General features: G+C 46.5%; 15 protein-coding genes, 1 tRNA gene and 1 pseudogene. 5 read left to right on the plus strand and 12 right to left on the minus strand.

Annotated features, from left to right (window positions below; all coding sequences use genetic code 11):
- The first annotated feature begins 67 nt into the window (after positions 1-67).
- From RH46_RS10480 to RH46_RS10490, 3 genes are read left to right on the plus strand one after another with little or no spacing between them, the layout of a single operon-like run.
- Complete coding sequence (locus RH46_RS10480; protein ID WP_083810773.1) at positions 68-1,357, plus strand: arylsulfotransferase family protein; 1,290 nt, start codon at positions 68-70, stop codon at positions 1,355-1,357.
- A gap of 20 nt (positions 1,358-1,377) precedes the next feature.
- Positions 1,378-1,602, plus strand: coding sequence for a hypothetical protein (locus tag RH46_RS10485; RefSeq protein ID WP_006879412.1), 225 nt, complete (start codon positions 1,378-1,380; stop codon positions 1,600-1,602).
- On the plus strand, positions 1,595-3,106 hold the full coding sequence (locus RH46_RS10490) for a sulfotransferase family protein (RefSeq protein ID WP_006879413.1): 1,512 nt from the start codon (positions 1,595-1,597) through the stop codon (positions 3,104-3,106). The genes RH46_RS10485 and RH46_RS10490 overlap by 8 nt, the downstream gene beginning before the upstream one ends.
- Here the strand turns inward: RH46_RS10490 and RH46_RS10495 are convergent.
- The 8 genes from RH46_RS10495 to RH46_RS10530 form a co-directional block, all read right to left on the minus strand.
- Complete coding sequence (locus tag RH46_RS10495) at positions 3,072-3,752, minus strand: SDR family oxidoreductase (RefSeq protein WP_006879414.1); 681 nt, start codon at positions 3,750-3,752, stop codon at positions 3,072-3,074. The genes RH46_RS10490 and RH46_RS10495 overlap by 35 nt on opposite strands.
- Before the next feature lie 42 nt (positions 3,753-3,794).
- On the minus strand, positions 3,795-4,814 hold the full coding sequence (locus RH46_RS10500) for a LacI family DNA-binding transcriptional regulator (protein ID WP_006879415.1): 1,020 nt from the start codon (positions 4,812-4,814) through the stop codon (positions 3,795-3,797).
- Between the two features lie 97 nt (positions 4,815-4,911).
- Complete coding sequence (locus tag RH46_RS10505) at positions 4,912-6,006, minus strand: ABC transporter ATP-binding protein (RefSeq protein ID WP_006879416.1); 1,095 nt, start codon at positions 6,004-6,006, stop codon at positions 4,912-4,914.
- Positions 6,006-7,355 (minus strand): GH1 family beta-glucosidase, encoded by a 1,350-nt coding sequence (locus tag RH46_RS10510; RefSeq protein WP_006879417.1) that lies wholly within the window; start codon positions 7,353-7,355, stop codon positions 6,006-6,008. Before RH46_RS10510 ends, RH46_RS10505 begins: the two co-directional genes overlap by 1 nt.
- Positions 7,356-7,370: 15 nt before the next feature.
- Positions 7,371-8,252: a carbohydrate ABC transporter permease gene (locus RH46_RS10515; RefSeq protein ID WP_006879418.1), complete on the minus strand. Its 882-nt coding sequence runs from the start codon at positions 8,250-8,252 to the stop codon at positions 7,371-7,373.
- 1 nt (position 8,253) lies between these two features.
- Complete coding sequence (locus RH46_RS10520) at positions 8,254-9,243, minus strand: carbohydrate ABC transporter permease (protein WP_006879419.1); 990 nt, start codon at positions 9,241-9,243, stop codon at positions 8,254-8,256.
- A 57-nt stretch (positions 9,244-9,300) separates the two neighbouring features.
- Positions 9,301-10,545 carry an ABC transporter substrate-binding protein gene (locus tag RH46_RS10525; protein ID WP_006879420.1) on the minus strand — a complete coding sequence of 415 codons (1,245 nt, stop codon included), beginning with the start codon at positions 10,543-10,545 and terminating at the stop codon, positions 9,301-9,303.
- Between the two features lie 10 nt (positions 10,546-10,555).
- On the minus strand, positions 10,556-11,569 hold the full coding sequence (locus RH46_RS10530) for a LacI family DNA-binding transcriptional regulator (RefSeq protein ID WP_006879421.1): 1,014 nt from the start codon (positions 11,567-11,569) through the stop codon (positions 10,556-10,558).
- A 300-nt stretch (positions 11,570-11,869) separates the two neighbouring features.
- Between RH46_RS10530 and RH46_RS10535 the strand changes: the two genes are divergently transcribed.
- Both RH46_RS10535 and RH46_RS10540 read left to right on the plus strand, forming a co-directional pair.
- Positions 11,870-12,793, plus strand: a complete 924-nt coding sequence (locus RH46_RS10535) for a histone deacetylase family protein (RefSeq protein WP_006879422.1) — start codon at positions 11,870-11,872, stop codon at positions 12,791-12,793.
- 12 nt (positions 12,794-12,805) lie between these two features.
- The gene (locus tag RH46_RS10540) at positions 12,806-13,288 is read left to right on the plus strand and encodes an NUDIX domain-containing protein (RefSeq protein ID WP_006879423.1); all 483 of its coding nucleotides are present in this window, start codon (positions 12,806-12,808) and stop codon (positions 13,286-13,288) included.
- A gap of 158 nt (positions 13,289-13,446) precedes the next feature.
- On the opposite strand, the gene RH46_RS10545 is transcribed toward RH46_RS10540, so the two are convergent.
- The 4 genes and pseudogenes from RH46_RS10545 to RH46_RS22470 form a co-directional block, all read right to left on the minus strand.
- Positions 13,447-13,537 (minus strand) — tRNA-Ser (locus RH46_RS10545).
- A 156-nt stretch (positions 13,538-13,693) separates the two neighbouring features.
- The gene (locus RH46_RS10550) at positions 13,694-15,100 is read right to left on the minus strand and encodes a YfcC family protein (protein WP_006879424.1); all 1,407 of its coding nucleotides are present in this window, start codon (positions 15,098-15,100) and stop codon (positions 13,694-13,696) included.
- Positions 15,101-15,161: 61 nt separating this feature from the next.
- Positions 15,162-16,271 carry an NAD/NADP octopine/nopaline dehydrogenase family protein gene (locus RH46_RS10555; RefSeq protein ID WP_006879425.1) on the minus strand — a complete coding sequence of 370 codons (1,110 nt, stop codon included), beginning with the start codon at positions 16,269-16,271 and terminating at the stop codon, positions 15,162-15,164.
- A 194-nt stretch (positions 16,272-16,465) separates the two neighbouring features.
- A pseudogene (locus tag RH46_RS22470) lies at positions 16,466-16,591 on the minus strand (LysR family transcriptional regulator); the annotation flags it as partial.

Genomic DNA, 16,591 nt, shown 5'->3' on the forward strand with positions numbered 1-16,591 from the left:
ATTTGCTATGGTTTCTATATCTAGATGATCGTTAGCTGAGGACAGTAACCCTGTGAATTTCGACAAAATGCGCAAACTAATATCCGTTGCTATTTTGGCCTTTATGCTCGGTGTGATCACCACGGATATGCGCCTGTTCTTCCCCTACGGACTGTTTCAGTTATCTAAACTCGGATTTGAGGAGATTCGCAGCAAGCTTTCTGGCGAACTACCCTGGTATCTGCACAGGACGGAGCGAGATACTCGTGTTGATGTTATTGACAGAAACGCTGTGCAGCCGGGGCTATCGTTAGTCACTGGTTTAGGGCCACATAATCACTCGCAGGCGTCAGTCATTGATGTGGATGGCAATGTCATTCATAACTGGCAGCTTAATTGGCGTGAACTGTGGCCTGACGCAACGCATGTTGATCAGCATATCGAAGAAACCACGAGGCCTTTTACCCACGGGGTTAAATTAATGGACAACGGTGATCTCGTCTTTAGCCTTGAATATGCCGGATTGTTTCGGGTTAATCCTTGTGGTGATGTGGTTTGGCGTTTCGCCAGAATGACTCATCATTCGATACATATTGATGAACAAGGGGCGTTGTGGACGCTGGGTTTGGACTATGTTGATTCGGAGCCTGAAGAGCTCCCATCATATCAGGCTGGATACTATGATTTTAGCATTCTGAAACTGTCGACTGATGGAGAACTGATGCATGAGTGGCGTTTGTTTGATGTCCTGCGACAAAACAACCTTGAAAGCTTGATGTATATGTCGAGCAACAAGCGAGGCGTTCCTGTTCTTATTGGCGATACACTGCATCCAAATGATGTCAAAATTTTCCCGTCGACGATGAAGCCGGGGGTGTTTCAGCCGGGAGATATCATGATATCAATGCGCAACGTCCACACCATTGCTGTGTTCGACCCGAACATGAAAGTGAAGAAGGTGTTCACTGGCAGTTTCGTTCGTCAGCATGATCCAGACTTTATCGATGGCAATACAATATCTGTATTTGATAACTATACTCATACATATAACTCGCAAGCTCCTTTCAGTAGGATTGTTCATTTATCTACTGAAAGTTATCAACCACTTATACGCTATCAAGGTAGTCAATCGACACCGTTTTTCAGCCACATAATGGGTAAGCACGAGCAACTTCAGAACGGTAACCTGCTGATCACAGAAGCGGTAACGGGGAGGGCGTTTGAGTTAAAAGGGAACGAGATTGTCTGGCAGTTTTACAACGTTCTGCCACAAGGGCTAATAGGCTTTATTGATGAAGTTCAGCGTCTTGGCCCACAGTTCAATCAAGCGTTTTTTAACCAAGCGGTTGAGCGATGCATGGTAAATGAAGACAAATGAACAGTTAAATAGGGCTTGATATGGGTAATCTAAATGCAACAAATTGGTTAGTTGTCGCTGCTGTAATCATGTTTATTCCGCTCAGTGTTGAAGCTTATATTGGTCCCGGCGCAGGATTAACAGCGATAGGAACGTTTGTCGCGTTGGTGCTGATCATTGTCCTCGCTGTGATCGCTTTTGTCTGGTATCCAGCTAAAAGGGCATGGAAGAAAAGAAAAGCAGACAAGAGCATAGATAATGAGTAATGGGTTGGGGCTCTATCTGAGTACAGGGCTATCCGTAGCCCTTTTTTTGGTGCTGATTTTCTGCTTTCAGCTACCACTAAAGGTTCGTCAATTGGGTAATACTATTTTGTCTGTTCTAGTGATGATTGGCGACATCTCATTGAATGATGAACAGAAAGAGAGCCAGGTTCAGTTGCTAACGATTAGGTTGGCAGGCCGATTCTTATTGCTTGTTATCAGTATGGTGCTGGTATTTGCTCTACCGTTTTTATTGATGTACTTACTTGAGAAGGTTGATATTGCGCCGATGGATCAAGTGGTTGATCTGATGGTTTCGCTGCCGTTTTTACTTGTATCTACTCTGATAGGGGCATTGGTCTGGGGTTATGTGAAGTTAACAAGCAAAAATCAAATCAACAAAGTCGGTAAAGGCTTCGAAGTCCGCTATTCAAGGACAGAAAAGGCGTTGCATTTGATCGCCTTTGCCACGCGGGATATTCAGGCATTTATCTCAAAGTTAGAAGATAAGTTATGGCTCAAAAGTGATTCTGGTTATCCGTCTCAGCCGGTTTTTATTACTGCAATGCCAAGAGCTGGCACCACATTGCTCATGGAGCTATGTTTTAACACTGGCAGGTTTGCCACTCACACCTATCGTGATATGCCTTTTGTACTGTTACCTCTCTTGTGGCGGAAGTTCTCACAGCGCTTTATGAAAAAGAGCAGTGAAGTTGAAAGGGCTCATGGTGACGGTATGTTAGTCAGCTTGGACAGCCCGGAAGCTTTCGAGGAAATCTTATGGATGACCTATTGGCATGAGCAGTATCATAACCAGCATATCTCTCCTTGGCCGAGTTACAGAACAAGTCGATTTGATGACTTTTTTGCCCGACACCAACGAAAGATAACAACGGCCGCATCTGACCAACAGGAGGCTAAACGTTATCTCTCCAAGAATAACCTCAATATCGCCCGAGTAGAGTTTCTTCTCAAGATGAACCCTCAAGCTAAGATTGTTATCCCATTCCGACAACCAGCAAAGCATTGTCAGTCACTATTACGTCAGCATTTAAACTTCCTCGATATACATCAACAAGATGAGTTTTCTCGAGTCTATATGGCTGGCATTGGTCACTTTGATTTTGGTGAGAATCTCAAACCGGTTAACTTTGACCAATGGTTATCGGGTTCCTCCTCGAAGAGTGCCGAAAGCCTTGCCTATTGGTATGAGTATTGGTGTGCTTGTTATCAACACTTGCTTAAGATTGAGTCTGATAGGGTCTGTTTTGTTGATTTCGATAAGCTGTGCCAGCAACCCGAACATGAACTCAATCGGATTGCTGACTTTATCGGTTTAGATGATAGGACGCTGTTAGTGAAACAGGCAGGGCTGTTACAAGCCAGAGACTCGATTCAAGATGATTACCATGGGCTTGAGCCCGAATTGGTAACCAGTATTGTTAGCACCTACGACAAGCTTAAATCACAGGCTACCAAGGAATTGAGTTACCCTGATAGTCAATAAAACTGCCTCCCATCTCCAGTGAACTGCTTTCGATGACCTTTACCAGCCCAGCCGCACTCTCGTTGGTGTCGATCAGGGCATTAGGCCCGCCCATCTCGGTCTGTACCCAGCCAGGGTGAAGCGCGAGCACGGTATAGCCTTGGCCAGATAAATCGTTGCTGAGGCTTTTTACGACTGAATTAAGGGCTGCTTTCGATGAGCGATAAATGTAACCGCCACCGGAGGTGTTTTCGGTCATGCTGCCAACTTTAGACGACAGGCAGGCGATTTTCTTCAAACGGCCTTGTTGCAGGTTAGGGTAGAGGGCTTCAACCAGCTTTAGCGGTGCAATGGTATTAATTTCAAACACTTTTCGCCATTCGTCAACATCGGTATTACCAAATCCATAGCCTTTCGGGCCGTAATAGCCGGCGTTGTTAATCAGCAAGTCTATTGTCGGTAGCTGGTCGGCGAGTGCGTTGACTTTTGGGTAGTCGGTGATGTCGAGTTGGTAGCAAAAGAGTTGCTCGTTGGCTATATCCAGCAATGATTGTGACTGGCTGGTCGAGCGGTAGGTTGCATGCACTTGCCAGCCTTGATTGAGGTAGTGCTGAACCAGACTAAGGCCAATGCCACGGTTGGCACCTGTGATTAAAACAGTATTCATCGCGAGTCCTTTTTGTTTTCTGCTCAGAAGCTTAGCAAAAAATCAGCGGTAAATGGATTTTGTTGATTGCCTGATAATCAGTTCCATTGGTGGTAACCGAACTTCATGCTTGTTGCCGTTGAGCAAGTTGAGGATGGATTCCGCGCACACGACACCTATCTCTTCCACTGGCTGACGCAAGGTGGTCAGTGCTGGAGTGAAATAGTATGAGGTTGGCAGATCATCAAAACCGACTACTGAAACGTCTTCCGGGACGCGGTAACCATGGTCGTGAAGCGCTTTAATCGCCCCATAGGCGGTTTGGTCATTGGCGGCGAATATGGCACTAAAATGCTTTTTCGATTCGATCAGTTCTTTGGTTAACTGATAACCAGACTCACTGCTGAAGTTACCTTGTTTGATTAATTTTGTCTGAACCTTGATACCCGCCTCTTGTAGTGCTTTTTTATAACCCACAAAGCGTGCGACAGCATCAGGTTGATTGAGCAGCCCTTTAATATGGGCAATGTTGAGGTGCCCTTGCTGCAGCAAATGCAAAGTCGCCATGTATCCGCCCAGCACATTATCGATATTGATGCTTCGGACCCGTTTACCGATCACATCATAACCAAATGCGACCACTGGCATGGTCTCGGAGTAGTCGAGAATTTGCTTTTCTGTCAGGGTTCCGGTCACGACGATGATGCCATCAACATTGCTTCTTGCTAAGTATTCAAGGGCGTGAGACTCAAGTTTGTTTTTCCAGTGGCCTGTTGCGATTACCAACGAATAACCTTGCTCGTTGAGTACTTTCTCCATGTCATTTAGAAAACGACTGGTATGTGGACTCTCTGGGTTTTGTACTAAAACACCTATGGTCATTGAACGGGTGTTATAGCCTTGATTCATGCTGTAGTTAGGCTTGTAGCCGAGGGCTTTTATCGCTTGCTCTATCTTGAAGCTCTTATCATCGGAGACATAGGTTGTGCGATTGAGAAAGCGGGAAACGGTGGCTGGTGATACCCCAGCCTGTTTAGCGACGTCATAAATCGACGGCGCCCGGTGTTTTTTTGTTGTTTTCATTAACAGGTGTAACTGTGCAAGCTAGGCTTTGAATATAGATAACAGTAAGCGAGAGCTCAACATTGATAAAACATAAATGAGAGCTCTACGCTGGGGGCTAGAATGTCGCGAGAGAGTTTTCACTCAGTGCGTCAAACAGATGTATCGCATCCAGATCGAGGTAGAGCGTTAACTGGTCTACGTCCACTTCCGCGGCCTGAGTCTCGACCATTAATGGCTGACCCGCGATTTCGGTTTTGAGCAGAATGCTGGCTCCCAGTAACTCCTTGTCTTTAATTTTAACTGGAATAGGCAGTACTCTGTCGTGGTCAACTTGTTCAGCGCGGAGGTGGATGTCGGTTGGACGAATGCCAAAATGGAGCGCAAGATTTTTCGATGCGTGAGCATGAAAACGTTGTGGCAGAGGGATCTGAATGTCACCCAGCTCTACTTGCCAGTTTGCTTCTTCCCCAACCAATTTTGCATCGAGCATGTTCATTGATGGATTACCGATAAACTGAGCGACAAATTTGTTGGCGGGACGCTGGAACACCTCAGTCGGTGTGCCTACCTGAGCCACATAACCATCTTTGAGAATCACGATACGATCAGCCAGCGTCATGGCTTCTATCTGGTCGTGGGTCACGTAGATGGTCGTGGTTTTGAGTTCACGATGGAGCTGTTTGATCTCTTCACGCATGGTGCCACGCAGTTTGGCATCAAGGTTTGAGAGTGGCTCATCAAACAAGAATACTTTTGGTGTGCGCACCATAGCTCGCCCCATTGCAACCCTTTGACGCTGACCGCCGGAGAGCTCTTTGGGTTTGCGATTTAATAGCGGTTCCAGTTCGAGCATTTTCGCTGCTTTGCGCACCTCAATATCAATCTGCTCTTTGGCCATCCCTTTCAATTTAAGGGCAAAAGCGATGTTTTCGTAGACGGTCATATGTGGGTAGAGGGCATAGCTCTGGAATACCATCGCCAGATCACGGTCTTTCGCATCGATTTTATTCATCAGTTTATCGCCAACGAAAATTTCGCCGGAAGTAATGCTTTCAAGGCCGGCCAGCATGCGCAGAGTCGTCGATTTGCCACAGCCTGACGGACCAAGAAAAACCACGAATTCGCCATCGTTTACGGTGAAATCAAAGTGCTTAACCACTTCAACATCATCATAGGATTTCTTGATGTTTTTAAATTCAACCTTGGCCATTACTGGGTCTCCTCTCTGCGTGCCAGTAGCATATTACGGTAGGCAATCGCACTCTGTTTAAGGGTGCGTTTTTGACTGGTGTAATCGACATGAACAATACCGAAGCGTTGCTTGTAGCCAAATGCCCACTCAAAGTTATCCATCAGACTCCAGGCAAAGTAGCCTTTAACGTTGACGCCTTGTCTGATGGCTTTATCGAGTGCTTCTAAATGAGTCTGAAAGTACATCACTCGCTGGTGGTCATTCACTTCACCATCTATGCATTGGTCTTCACCAGCGGCGCCATTTTCGGTGATGTAAAGTGGTGGAAGATTAGGATAACGGTCGTTAAGACGCAGTAGCAGGTCTGTCAGTGCCTGTGGGTAGATTTCCCACCCAATGAAGGTGTGTTCGTTGGTTGGTTGAGGAACCGACTGAATGTCACCATGTTCATCGTAACGAACCACGCAACGGGTATAGAAGTTAATACCAATGAAATCGAGATCGGTGCGGATGATGTCTAAATCGCCTTCAAGGATCATTGGCATATTGTGTGATTGTCGGTCGGTGACGAGTTGAGGATATTCACCTTTAAGAACCGGGTCCATAAACCAATGGAAACCCTCTGCGTCACTATACTCCGCAGCTCCTATATCTGTATCGTTAAGAGGGTAGGCTGGCGTGGCATTAAACACGCAACCATGCATAGAGTTAGGGGCGTTTTTGCGCATGTGAGGAATCGCCAAACCATGTGCTAACATCAGATGGTGAGCAGACAAAAAGCCTTCTCGCTCGCCCTTAATTCCCGGCGCATGAATGCCCCAGCGGTAGCCCAGATACGAAGAACAGAAAGGTTCGTTTAACGTCGCGTAGGAATCGATTTTGTCACCAAAATATTCACTGACCACTTTAGCGTAAAACTCAAATTTATAGGCGGTTTCTCGGTTAAGCCAACCGCCTTTATCTTCGAGATACTGAGGCAGGTCCCAATGATAAAGGGTGACGAACACTTTTAAACCGCGCGCATGACACTCATCGATAATGCGCTCGTAGAATTCGAGTCCTTGTTGGTTAACCTCACCATCGCGCGGAACAATGCGTGGCCACGCCATAGACAACCTGTAAGCGTCTACGCCGAGCCCTTCGATCATAGCGATATCTTGTTTCCAGAGGTGGAAATGGTCACAGGCAACGTCGCCATTATCCCCGTTATCGACCGCGCCCGGTTTATTGCAGAAGGTATCCCAGATTGAAGGGGTACGCCCGCCCAATTGTGCTCCGCCTTCAATTTGATAGGAGGAGGTAGCAACGCCAAAAAGGAAATCTGGGCGTCGTAATACTGAATCTGAAGCAAGTTGGTATTTATTCATTGTTATTTAGTCCTGTTAGCCTTTTACTGCGCCTGACGTCAGGCCACTGATCATCTGTTTCGAGGCAAATAAGTAGGTGATAACCAATGGAAGTATTGAAATTGTGGTGCCAAGCATCACCGCACCCCAAGGTGTATTGGGAATACCCTGCACACTACGCAGAGCTTGCGTGATGACGTAATTCTCTGGCGTAGTCAGAACCACAAGTGGCTGCATAAACATATTCCAGAAGAAAACAAACTGAACGATAGCGAGCGTTGCTAAAGCAGGTTTCATCAGAGGTAATACGACACTCCAATAGGTTCTGAATTCGCCGGCACCATCGAGTTTGGCAGCCTCAAGCAGCTCTTTCGGTACAGAGGCGACCACATGCTGGCGCATAAGGAAAATACCAAATGGTGTGGTGGTGAATGGCAGCCATACCGCAAGAGAGTTATCAAGCAAACCGAGGAACTTAACGATCATAAAGTAGGGGATTAAACTCAGAACGGGCGGGATCATCATTGAGCCGACTAACATACCGAACAACAGAGTCTTGCCTTTGAACTGGTAAACAGCGAAGGCATAGCCGCCCATACTGCAGAACAGCAACGAAATCGTGGTACCTAGAAAGGCGATATAGATAGAGTTAAACATCGCCTGCCAGAAAGGCATGATTTCCAGTAGTTTGGCGTAGTTGATCGCTAAACTGTCACCAATTGCAAAACTGATCCCAGAGCCGAAGATCTCAGTTCTGTCGCGAGTCGATAGCAGCGCAGACCATAGAAACGGAAACACAGTCATGATTGCTGAAACAATCAGTATTACCGCTAGCAATGCCATCAACACCTTAGTGAAGATTTCGATACTACGATCACTTGGTCGCCAGCGAGGAGAGTGTACATTTTGATGGGTCATGTTATTGCTCCCCTAAGCCTTTCTTACCAAAAAAGAAGAACTGGATTGCTGTACAGCCAGCGATGAGAGTAAACAGCAGCCAGGAAATCGCCGACGCTGTGCCCATTTCCAGCCACTCCCAGCCAACTTTGTAGAGATACATCGAGATAGTTAAGCCAGACTGACCAGTACCGCCAGTACCACGAGTGAGGACAAAAGGTTCTTCGAAAAGTTGTAGGTTACCGATAATCGTCATTGTTACGGCGAAGAAGATAAAAGGGCGAATCATCGGCAGAGAAATACTCCAGAACCGACGCCACGCGTTGGCACCATCCATTCGAGCGGCTTCAAGAATATCTTTTGGAATTGTCATCAGGCCGGTGGTGTAAAGTACGATGTTGAAACCTGTGTACTTCCAGAACACCATAATAGCGATTGAAGGCTTAACCATAGTTGCATCATCGAGCCAGCGAATCGGCTGATAATCATTGACCCAAGAGAAAGCCCAGCCAAACAGTGAACTGTCAGCCAGTGCAATTAAAGTCTGGTTAATGATGCCGGCATTAGGGGAGTACATATTGAAAAAGATCAGCGAGGCCGCGACCGTCGAAGTGATAAACGGTAAAAAGTAAGCGGAAGTCAGCCAGTGTCTCAGGCGGTCACCAAGTGAGACCAGAATATAGGCCACCGGCAAAGCGACTAAGTGCTGCGCGACACCAGAGGTAATTGCTAACCACAAGGTATTTTTCAATGAACGCCACAACCATGGATCGGTCAGGGCAATGTGGTAGTTTTCAAACCCTACGTAATCCATTGCCGCCAGCCCTTCGACCGGGTTCCATTCATGGAAAGAGAGATAGATAGAAAACAGCAGTGGGAACACCCCAAACACTGAAAAGATAATCAGGAATGGCAGCAGGAACCCATAAGGTGTAAGCGGTTTCAAACTCAAGCGAGAAAAAAGCGACTTACGCTGGGATGTTTCAACAACCTTACTAGCTGCGTGATTCATAGTAGTGACCTCGAGTAAGGAAGGCGGTAAACGCCTCCCTTGTCAGTGAGCTATGGATTAAAGTCGACGCGTACGACGTTTGATCATTCGTTCCGCTTCTTTTAGTGCGGTTCTGATGTCCTTGCCCTCATCAAGCACTTCCATCAGTGCATTCTCTAAAATTATAGAGCGTGCAACATGGTCACCTTTGGCTGGTGCGACGGGTTTAATGTTTTCAGCGACTTCAGCAAATAGCAGGCGTGCTTTCTGACCACCAAGGAATGCCACCTCTTGCTGGAAAAGGTCGTCGTCATAAGTGGTGGTGTTTGCCGGGAAGGCAGCAATGGTTTCGAAGTGTTTTAACTGAATGTCACGACGGGTTGTCATGTACTCGATTAGCTTCCACGCTTCATCCTGATGCTTGGATTGGGTTGGGATAGAGAGGAAAGAGCCACCCCAGCTACCGTAGATACCGTCTGGAAGGTTAGAGACCGCCCATTTTCCTGATGTTTCAGGAGCGATCCAGTTGTTTAAGTGACCTAAAAGCCAGGCACCGGATAGCTGAGTAGCAAAAGTGCCGTTACGGAAGCCTTCGTACCACTCGTTTGACCAAGCCAGAATGCGTGCGTCTAAGCCTTTGTCGCGGATCTCTTTGGCCACTTCGAAGGCGTGGACAAATCGCTCAGAAGTCACCACAGGGTTGCCGTCAGCATCAAAATAGAGTCCTTCACCTTCAGGAACAGTGGTGAAGATAATTGCCTGCGCGACATCGGCTGCTGATGCGATGAGGTAAACATCTTGCTTCTTAAGCTCTTCACCGGCTTTGATGTAAGAGTCCCAATCCTTAATTGCCTTATTAACGTCAATTCCGGCTTTCTCAAATACGTCGCTACGGTAATACATCACCCCCGGACCAAGGTCGACAGGCATACCATAGACGTCTCCATCAGCACCTTGACCTTGTGTCCATGCATAAGGCGCAAAACGTTCCTGATACTTATCTGCGCCATACTGTTCGGATAGATTGACTAAACCTCCTGACGCGACAAACGGACCGATTTTCTCAACATCAACCACAATAACGTCACCAGCGCCTGAGCCCGTTGCTAAGTTAGTGGTCAACTTAGTATGGTGGTCACCATGATTGTTCATCAAATAGTCGACGTTAATGCCGGTTTCTTTCTCAAACTCAGGCAGCAGCACTTTAAGGCTGCTATCGAAATCTGGAAAACCGTCAAATCGAATGTTCGAATCGGCAGCGTTGACTGTCGTAGCAATTCCAAGTGCTGTGACAGTAGCAAGCGTCAGTGTTTTTAGTTTCATCGTCTTGTCCTTAAATGACTTTATTGTGTTCGAGTTGGTTAACTGAGCTGCGTGGCACTAAAGTAGGCGACAGCTTGAAACTCACATCTCGTTTGTTTTTATTCAGGATTTGAATGACCAGTTGAACAGCTTGGGTACTCATTTCCTCGATAGGGAAATTGACGGTTGTCAGAGGCGGAGTAATGTAACGAGCGAACAAGATATCGTCGAAACCAACCAAAGAGATCTGCTCTGGTACTTTGATACTGCGTTGTTTCAACACTTCAAAGGCACCAAATGCCATATGATCATTACAGGCAAATATTGCGCTGAACGGACGTCCCTTTGCCAATAACGATTCCATCGCTTCGATCCCGGACTCTTCTGTAAAACCGGCCTCTGCAACCAATGCTTCGTCGAACAAGATCCCGGCGTTTTGTAACGCTTCGCGGTAACCTTGCAGACGCCCCCGTGCATCGGATTTACACAGAGGTCCGGTGATACATGCGATGTTGCGATGCCCCATTCGCAACAGGTATTCGGTAGCCAATTTGCCACCCAATTTGTTATCAATTTCTATACAGTTATGTGCTAGCTGATCTATCGAACGATTGACCACAACTAAGGCAACCCCTTTATTAACCAGATCGATCAGGTAATCGTCACAAAGGTGTTGAGTGTGGAGAATCATCGCATCGACTTTTCGACCCAGCAGAAACTCGACTGACTCGCGTTGTCCTTGCTCAGTATTCGAGCCAGCTGTGACAACTGCGTGGTAACCCAAACGGCGTAGCTTGCCTTCTATGCTGTGCAAAATACCAGAATAGAAAGGTCCACCTAGCTCAGGAACAATAATGCCAATGCTGCCTGTCTTGCTCGAAGCGAGAGCTTGAGCGATGGTGTTTGGTCGATAACCCAACACCTCGATTGCCTGTTCGACCTTGCTTTTTTTATCAGGACTGACGCGACTGGTGCCATTGATCACGCGTGATACGGTGGCTTTTGATACGCCTGCATACTCAGAAACATCTTTTATTGTTGCCACACTCTGCCTCACATCCTGTCAGAAACCGTTTTCATGCCGATAGTATTTAAGATCCTCTAAAGGTATAGCGTGAGAGAAATCACACTCAATATCTCTCATATTGGCTCGATCTAACAAAGGATGAGGCGCTAGGCAGTTTAAAAAGAGTTCATGAAACTGTTTCATGAGTTGGTTGATAATTAACCATGTACCTATTTGTATCGCATTTGATTGTTAATTCGTGCAGCCACAAATAGCAGTATTGCAACCGAGTAACTAACTGATAACATGACCCCAGTTTTGCACTCTGTCTGTACCCATATGATTCCTTTGATATATCACTCACTCTATTCTCAATTACCTTTACCTGAAGGGCATCGTTACCCGATCAATAAGTATCGACTACTTTATGAAGCGATCGAGCAATTAAGAGAGGGGGATGAGCAATGGCAGCAGTCTCTGCGTTATGTGGAGCCTGAACCAGTCAATAAGGCGGAATTAAGCCAAATCCATTGTGGTGAGTATATTGAATCCCTGATATCAGGAGCGTTACCCGCGGTTAAGATGCGTCGGATTGGTTTTCCCTGGAGTCAGGAACTGATTAACCGAACTCTGATGTCTGCTGGTGGTACGTGTGAAACGGTGCGCCAGTCTATTGAACATGGTATCGCTATTCACTTAAGTGGTGGCTACCATCATGCCCATTTCGATTTTGGCAGTGGCTTCTGTTTGATTAATGACTTGGTGATTGCCGCTAAGCGTGGCCTGACTATTGAGGGAGTCGATAAGATTCTGATTGTCGATAGCGATGTTCACCACGGTGATGGCACGGCGACTTTGTGCGCCAGTGACGAGCAGATAGTGACGCTCTCATTCCATTGTGATAAAAATTTTCCGGCCCGCAAACCGGATTCTGATTTAGATGTGCCTCTAACAAGAGACACTGGCGATGAGGAGTTTCTTGCTACCTTTACATCTGTTGTTGAGATGGCGATCAATCTTCATCAACCCGATGTGATTGTTTATGACGCAGGAGTCGATATTCATCAGGATGATGAGCTAGGCTATTTAAATGTAACGAGCGAAGGGATCTATGCTCGAGACCGATTTATGTTTGAACTAGCTAAGCAAAAACAGTTACCTATTGCCTGTGTGGTTGGTGGGGGTTATCGAAGTCAACATCACGAATTGGTTCCGATTCACATGCAACTCATTCGGGCTGCGATAGACACTTATGGATGTTAACAAGGAGTACGCATGGAACATCGCATTCGCGCAGCTGGACTGCTGATTAAGGACGGCGAAATGCTGTTGCTAAAGGTGAGGGACTTCACTGGAGAATACTGGATTCCGCCAGGTGGTGGTATGGAAGCCAGTGACCAAAGTTCCAAAGCTTGTGTGATGCGAGAGTTTAAAGAAGAAGCGGGGATCGACGTTGAAGTTGGAGAACTGATTTGCGTCAGGGAGTTTTTTGAAACTCACACCAATCGCTATCATGCCGAATTTTTCTACCTGATAGAAAGCCATCTGGGTGTGCCCAATACTGACAACCTACGTGGGCTCAACGATGAAGGGTACATTCAGTCGGTACAATGGGTGCCGATTCCACAGTTAGCCGATTTACGTATCTATCCCAAAGAGTTGAAAGACAAGGTACTGGACTTGATCGAATCTGAGCTCTTCTCAACCCACTTGGGTAGCTATGCCCAAGGTCAGCACGAAAACATTAACCTGCTTTAGAGTTCTACCAACTTGAGAAACGAAAAAGGCCGCTAAATTGATAGCGGCCTTTTTGCTAGATATTGATGCTAGCTAGAGTTGCACTTAACTAGTGGTCTGCAGCTTCAACCCTTTAGAACGACGAAAGCCCGCTGATTTCTCAGCGGGCTTTCTAAATGTGGCGGAGAGATAGGGATTTGAACCCTAGATACGCTATTAACGTATGCCGGTTTTCAAGACCGGTGCTTTCAACCACTCAGCCATCTCTCCGTTGTTGAAGCGCATAATATAGAGGTTCACAAACCTTGTAAACCCCTAAAATTACTCTTTGCTTTATTTATATACACTTCGTGATAAAAATCAGTTTAAGTGGGTGTTTTTACACCATAATCAATATGTTCTTAGCGAGTTTGCTATGTGAAAATGTTAGCTTAACACGACACCTAAGCTGAGTAGAATCATCACCATAGTGGTTAGTACTGCTAATAGTGGACCGATAAATTTAAGCCATACTGGGTAAGCAACACGCCCAATAGCTAAACCACCCATCACCACGCCTGAGGTCGGGGTGACCAGGTTAGGTAGCCCAGATGCCGATTGATAGGCGGTGACGACTAGCTCACGGCTGACACCTGCAAAATCAGCTAAAGGCGCCAGGATAGGCATGGACAGCACCGCTAAACCAGATGATGATGGCACGACCAAACACATGACCGCTTCGATCCAGTATATCGCGTTGATAAAGGCGACCTGATGTAATCCAACCAGCAACCCTTCGGCGTAGTTGAGAATGGTGTGAGTGATATTGCCGTTATCCATAACCACCACCAAGCCCCGCGCAATCGCGATGATCAACGCTACTCCGAGTAGATCACGAGCACCATCGACAAAGCTTTCTGTTATCTCTGCTTCAGACATGCGTGCGACTAAGCCAACAACAATACTAGAGCCGATAAACAGTGCTGAAAGCTCTGCCATCCACCAACCAGCAATAGATACGCCCCACATCATGATGGCAAAAGTGATACCGAAAATGGCGAGAATGACTTTACGTGTGGTGGTGAAATCAGGGGTTTGTTGCTTCTTGCTGTGCAAGAAATGATTGAGATTGGACTCTCTTTGATGGGCAACCAATGACAGTTCCGGGTTTTTCTTTATTTTTTCGGCATAGCGCATAACGTAGATGACGCATACTAACCAACCTAGTACCAGAATGGTCGCACGTAGAGCGAAGCCTTCCATAAAGTTGATTTCAGCGGCATTGGATGCAATAACGGTCGCAAACGGGTTAATTGTCGAGCCTAAGCATCCTATACCCGCGCCAACCATGATGATCGCAACGCCGACGACGCTGTCGTAGCCAGCAGCGATCATCACTGGTATCAGCAATGCATAAAACGGGATGGTCTCTTCAGCCATGCCATAGACAGTACCACCTAAAGCAAATAAGCCCATTAAGATTGGGATCATCCATTTTTCTCGACCATCCAGCCTCTTCATCGTGCCAGCGATGCCTGCGTCAATAGCCCCGGTATTCGTCACGACCGCGAGAAAGCCACCAATAACCAACACAAACAGTGCCACATCAACAGCGCGAGCAGTGTAACTTAAAGGGTCATAGAAGCCTTGAATTGGCGCCATTAGGATGTCGACTATACCTTGCGGATTAGCATCAATAGAATGATAGGTACCGACCATTGGTACCATACGGCCAAGGGTTTCGTTGTTTTCCATCTGATACTGACCGCCGGGAATCGTCCAAGTCAGAATCGCCATCACAACGGTGAGTAACATCAAGATGGTGTATGCGGAAGGGAATTTTATTTTAGTCATAGGGTAGTCCTTTTGTTCTTTGAGCCATCAACGCAATAACATGCGTGATGGCCCATAGCGTTTAGCTAACGAAGTCCATGATTTCTTGAGCAGACTTGTTGTCTAACCCCATTAACTTTAATGTTCTGCCGTGTTCAAAATAGTTGGTATCGTTGTAGGCATTATCAATATGCAGGCAAGAGGTGATGATCGGTGTTTCGATATTTAGTAGCTTAGCGAATTCATAACAAGGGACTAATAGATAGGCAGCGTCTTCAGTTATGTAACGATTGCTCGCTGAATTCGGTGCGCTATTGAGCTTACCGTGAGTTTCTGAAGTCCGATTGACCTCATAGACGCTTTGGCAATCCATATCGTAGAGCGCGTTCATTGCGTTCAGTTCTGGTTTTAGCGCTAAGCCAAGTGCGCGACCAATAGAAAGTCGTTCTGATTCCATCACAGCGGCTGCTTTAGCTGTAGAGATAGAGCAACAATCTTTGTAGTAATTGAACTGGCCATCAAAGTTTTCGAGAAGGCCCATATTGAGCGTGGTAAGTAGTGGGTGACCACCAAAATTGATGTTTTCCAATCCTGCTTCGATGACATTCTTTAGCGGCGTTAGTGGTAGAGGCATTACTGGTTGCAGCGCCTTAATGGCTTTATCTATGTCGTTTGCAGGGAAAGCGGCGATAGGTAGAAACTGCTTCATACCTAAAATGGCAATTTCCGCAGGTCCGACAATTCGGGTTGCCCAGGGAATGGAAATCGCATCGACGAAAGTAAGTTTTAGAGCGTGATAGCCCTGCTCGTGCTTAATGCGGTTCAGGACCAAAGAACCGTAATTACCCGGCATTAACATCACGATTTGTCCATCACGCAGATGTGGGAGCATCTCGATAAACAGCGGCTCCTGAGCAAAAGAGGGCACAGGTAAAATGAGGATGTCGCTGTAGGCGATGGTTTCCGCCAAATCGCGACTCACCTTGTCGCATGATTCAAACCCGGCATAACTGAGAGTGGTATCGTTGAATTCGGCTAAAGCACGAATACCGCCATACTGTTCAATATCGGTAAGCGCCTGATCATAGCCAGGGGCTCCATACAAGCAGACATCTGCGCCATGTAAAGTAAAGTGGTATGCCGCCGTTAGACCGGCATTACCAGAGCCGATTACTGAGACACGAGGTTTCATATCTCTATCCTTCTTATTGTTTGATTGAGTACCCAACCAGACTAAGGAAGAGTGACATTGACCCGCCAATGACAAAGGTGACGACTGGTATGCAAAAAGGTAATGGTCACTGAGTTAAAATGTCCTAAGTTTTTGATAAATATGCTCTAAGTTTATAAATCTTGCTATGGTTTGTTGAGATGTTAAATGTGAGCTCACGCTTTAATTGGTTCACTGAGATCGCGCATTGGACCTATGTTGAGGAAGATGCCCATCTGATCAGCAAGTAACATAAAGTGTTCAATAAACTGCTCGGCGTGGCGATGGATTGGCTTGAGTGC

It is taken from the genome of Vibrio brasiliensis LMG 20546 (assembly GCF_000189255.1).
In the GTDB taxonomy this organism is placed as follows: Bacteria; Pseudomonadota; Gammaproteobacteria; order Enterobacterales; family Vibrionaceae; genus Vibrio; species Vibrio brasiliensis.

Bases quoted from the DNA above. Each gene is read 5' to 3' on its own strand.
- RH46_RS10480 (WP_083810773.1), top strand. From the start codon at position 68: ATGCGCAAACTAATATCCGTTGCTATTTTGGCCTTTATGCTCGGTGTG.
- RH46_RS10485 (WP_006879412.1), top strand. From the start codon at position 1,378: ATGGGTAATCTAAATGCAACAAATTGGTTAGTTGTCGCTGCTGTAATC.
- RH46_RS10490 (WP_006879413.1), top strand. From the start codon at position 1,595: ATGAGTAATGGGTTGGGGCTCTATCTGAGTACAGGGCTATCCGTAGCC.
- RH46_RS10495 (WP_006879414.1), bottom strand. From the start codon at position 3,752: ATGAATACTGTTTTAATCACAGGTGCCAACCGTGGCATTGGCCTTAGT.
- RH46_RS10500 (WP_006879415.1), bottom strand. From the start codon at position 4,814: ATGAAAACAACAAAAAAACACCGGGCGCCGTCGATTTATGACGTCGCT.
- RH46_RS10505 (WP_006879416.1), bottom strand. From the start codon at position 6,006: ATGGCCAAGGTTGAATTTAAAAACATCAAGAAATCCTATGATGATGTT.
- RH46_RS10510 (WP_006879417.1), bottom strand. From the start codon at position 7,355: ATGAATAAATACCAACTTGCTTCAGATTCAGTATTACGACGCCCAGAT.
- RH46_RS10515 (WP_006879418.1), bottom strand. From the start codon at position 8,252: ATGACCCATCAAAATGTACACTCTCCTCGCTGGCGACCAAGTGATCGT.
- RH46_RS10520 (WP_006879419.1), bottom strand. From the start codon at position 9,243: ATGAATCACGCAGCTAGTAAGGTTGTTGAAACATCCCAGCGTAAGTCG.
- RH46_RS10525 (WP_006879420.1), bottom strand. From the start codon at position 10,545: ATGAAACTAAAAACACTGACGCTTGCTACTGTCACAGCACTTGGAATT.
- RH46_RS10535 (WP_006879422.1), top strand. From the start codon at position 11,870: ATGATTCCTTTGATATATCACTCACTCTATTCTCAATTACCTTTACCT.
- RH46_RS10540 (WP_006879423.1), top strand. From the start codon at position 12,806: ATGGAACATCGCATTCGCGCAGCTGGACTGCTGATTAAGGACGGCGAA.
- RH46_RS10550 (WP_006879424.1), bottom strand. From the start codon at position 15,100: ATGACTAAAATAAAATTCCCTTCCGCATACACCATCTTGATGTTACTC.
- RH46_RS10555 (WP_006879425.1), bottom strand. From the start codon at position 16,271: ATGAAACCTCGTGTCTCAGTAATCGGCTCTGGTAATGCCGGTCTAACG.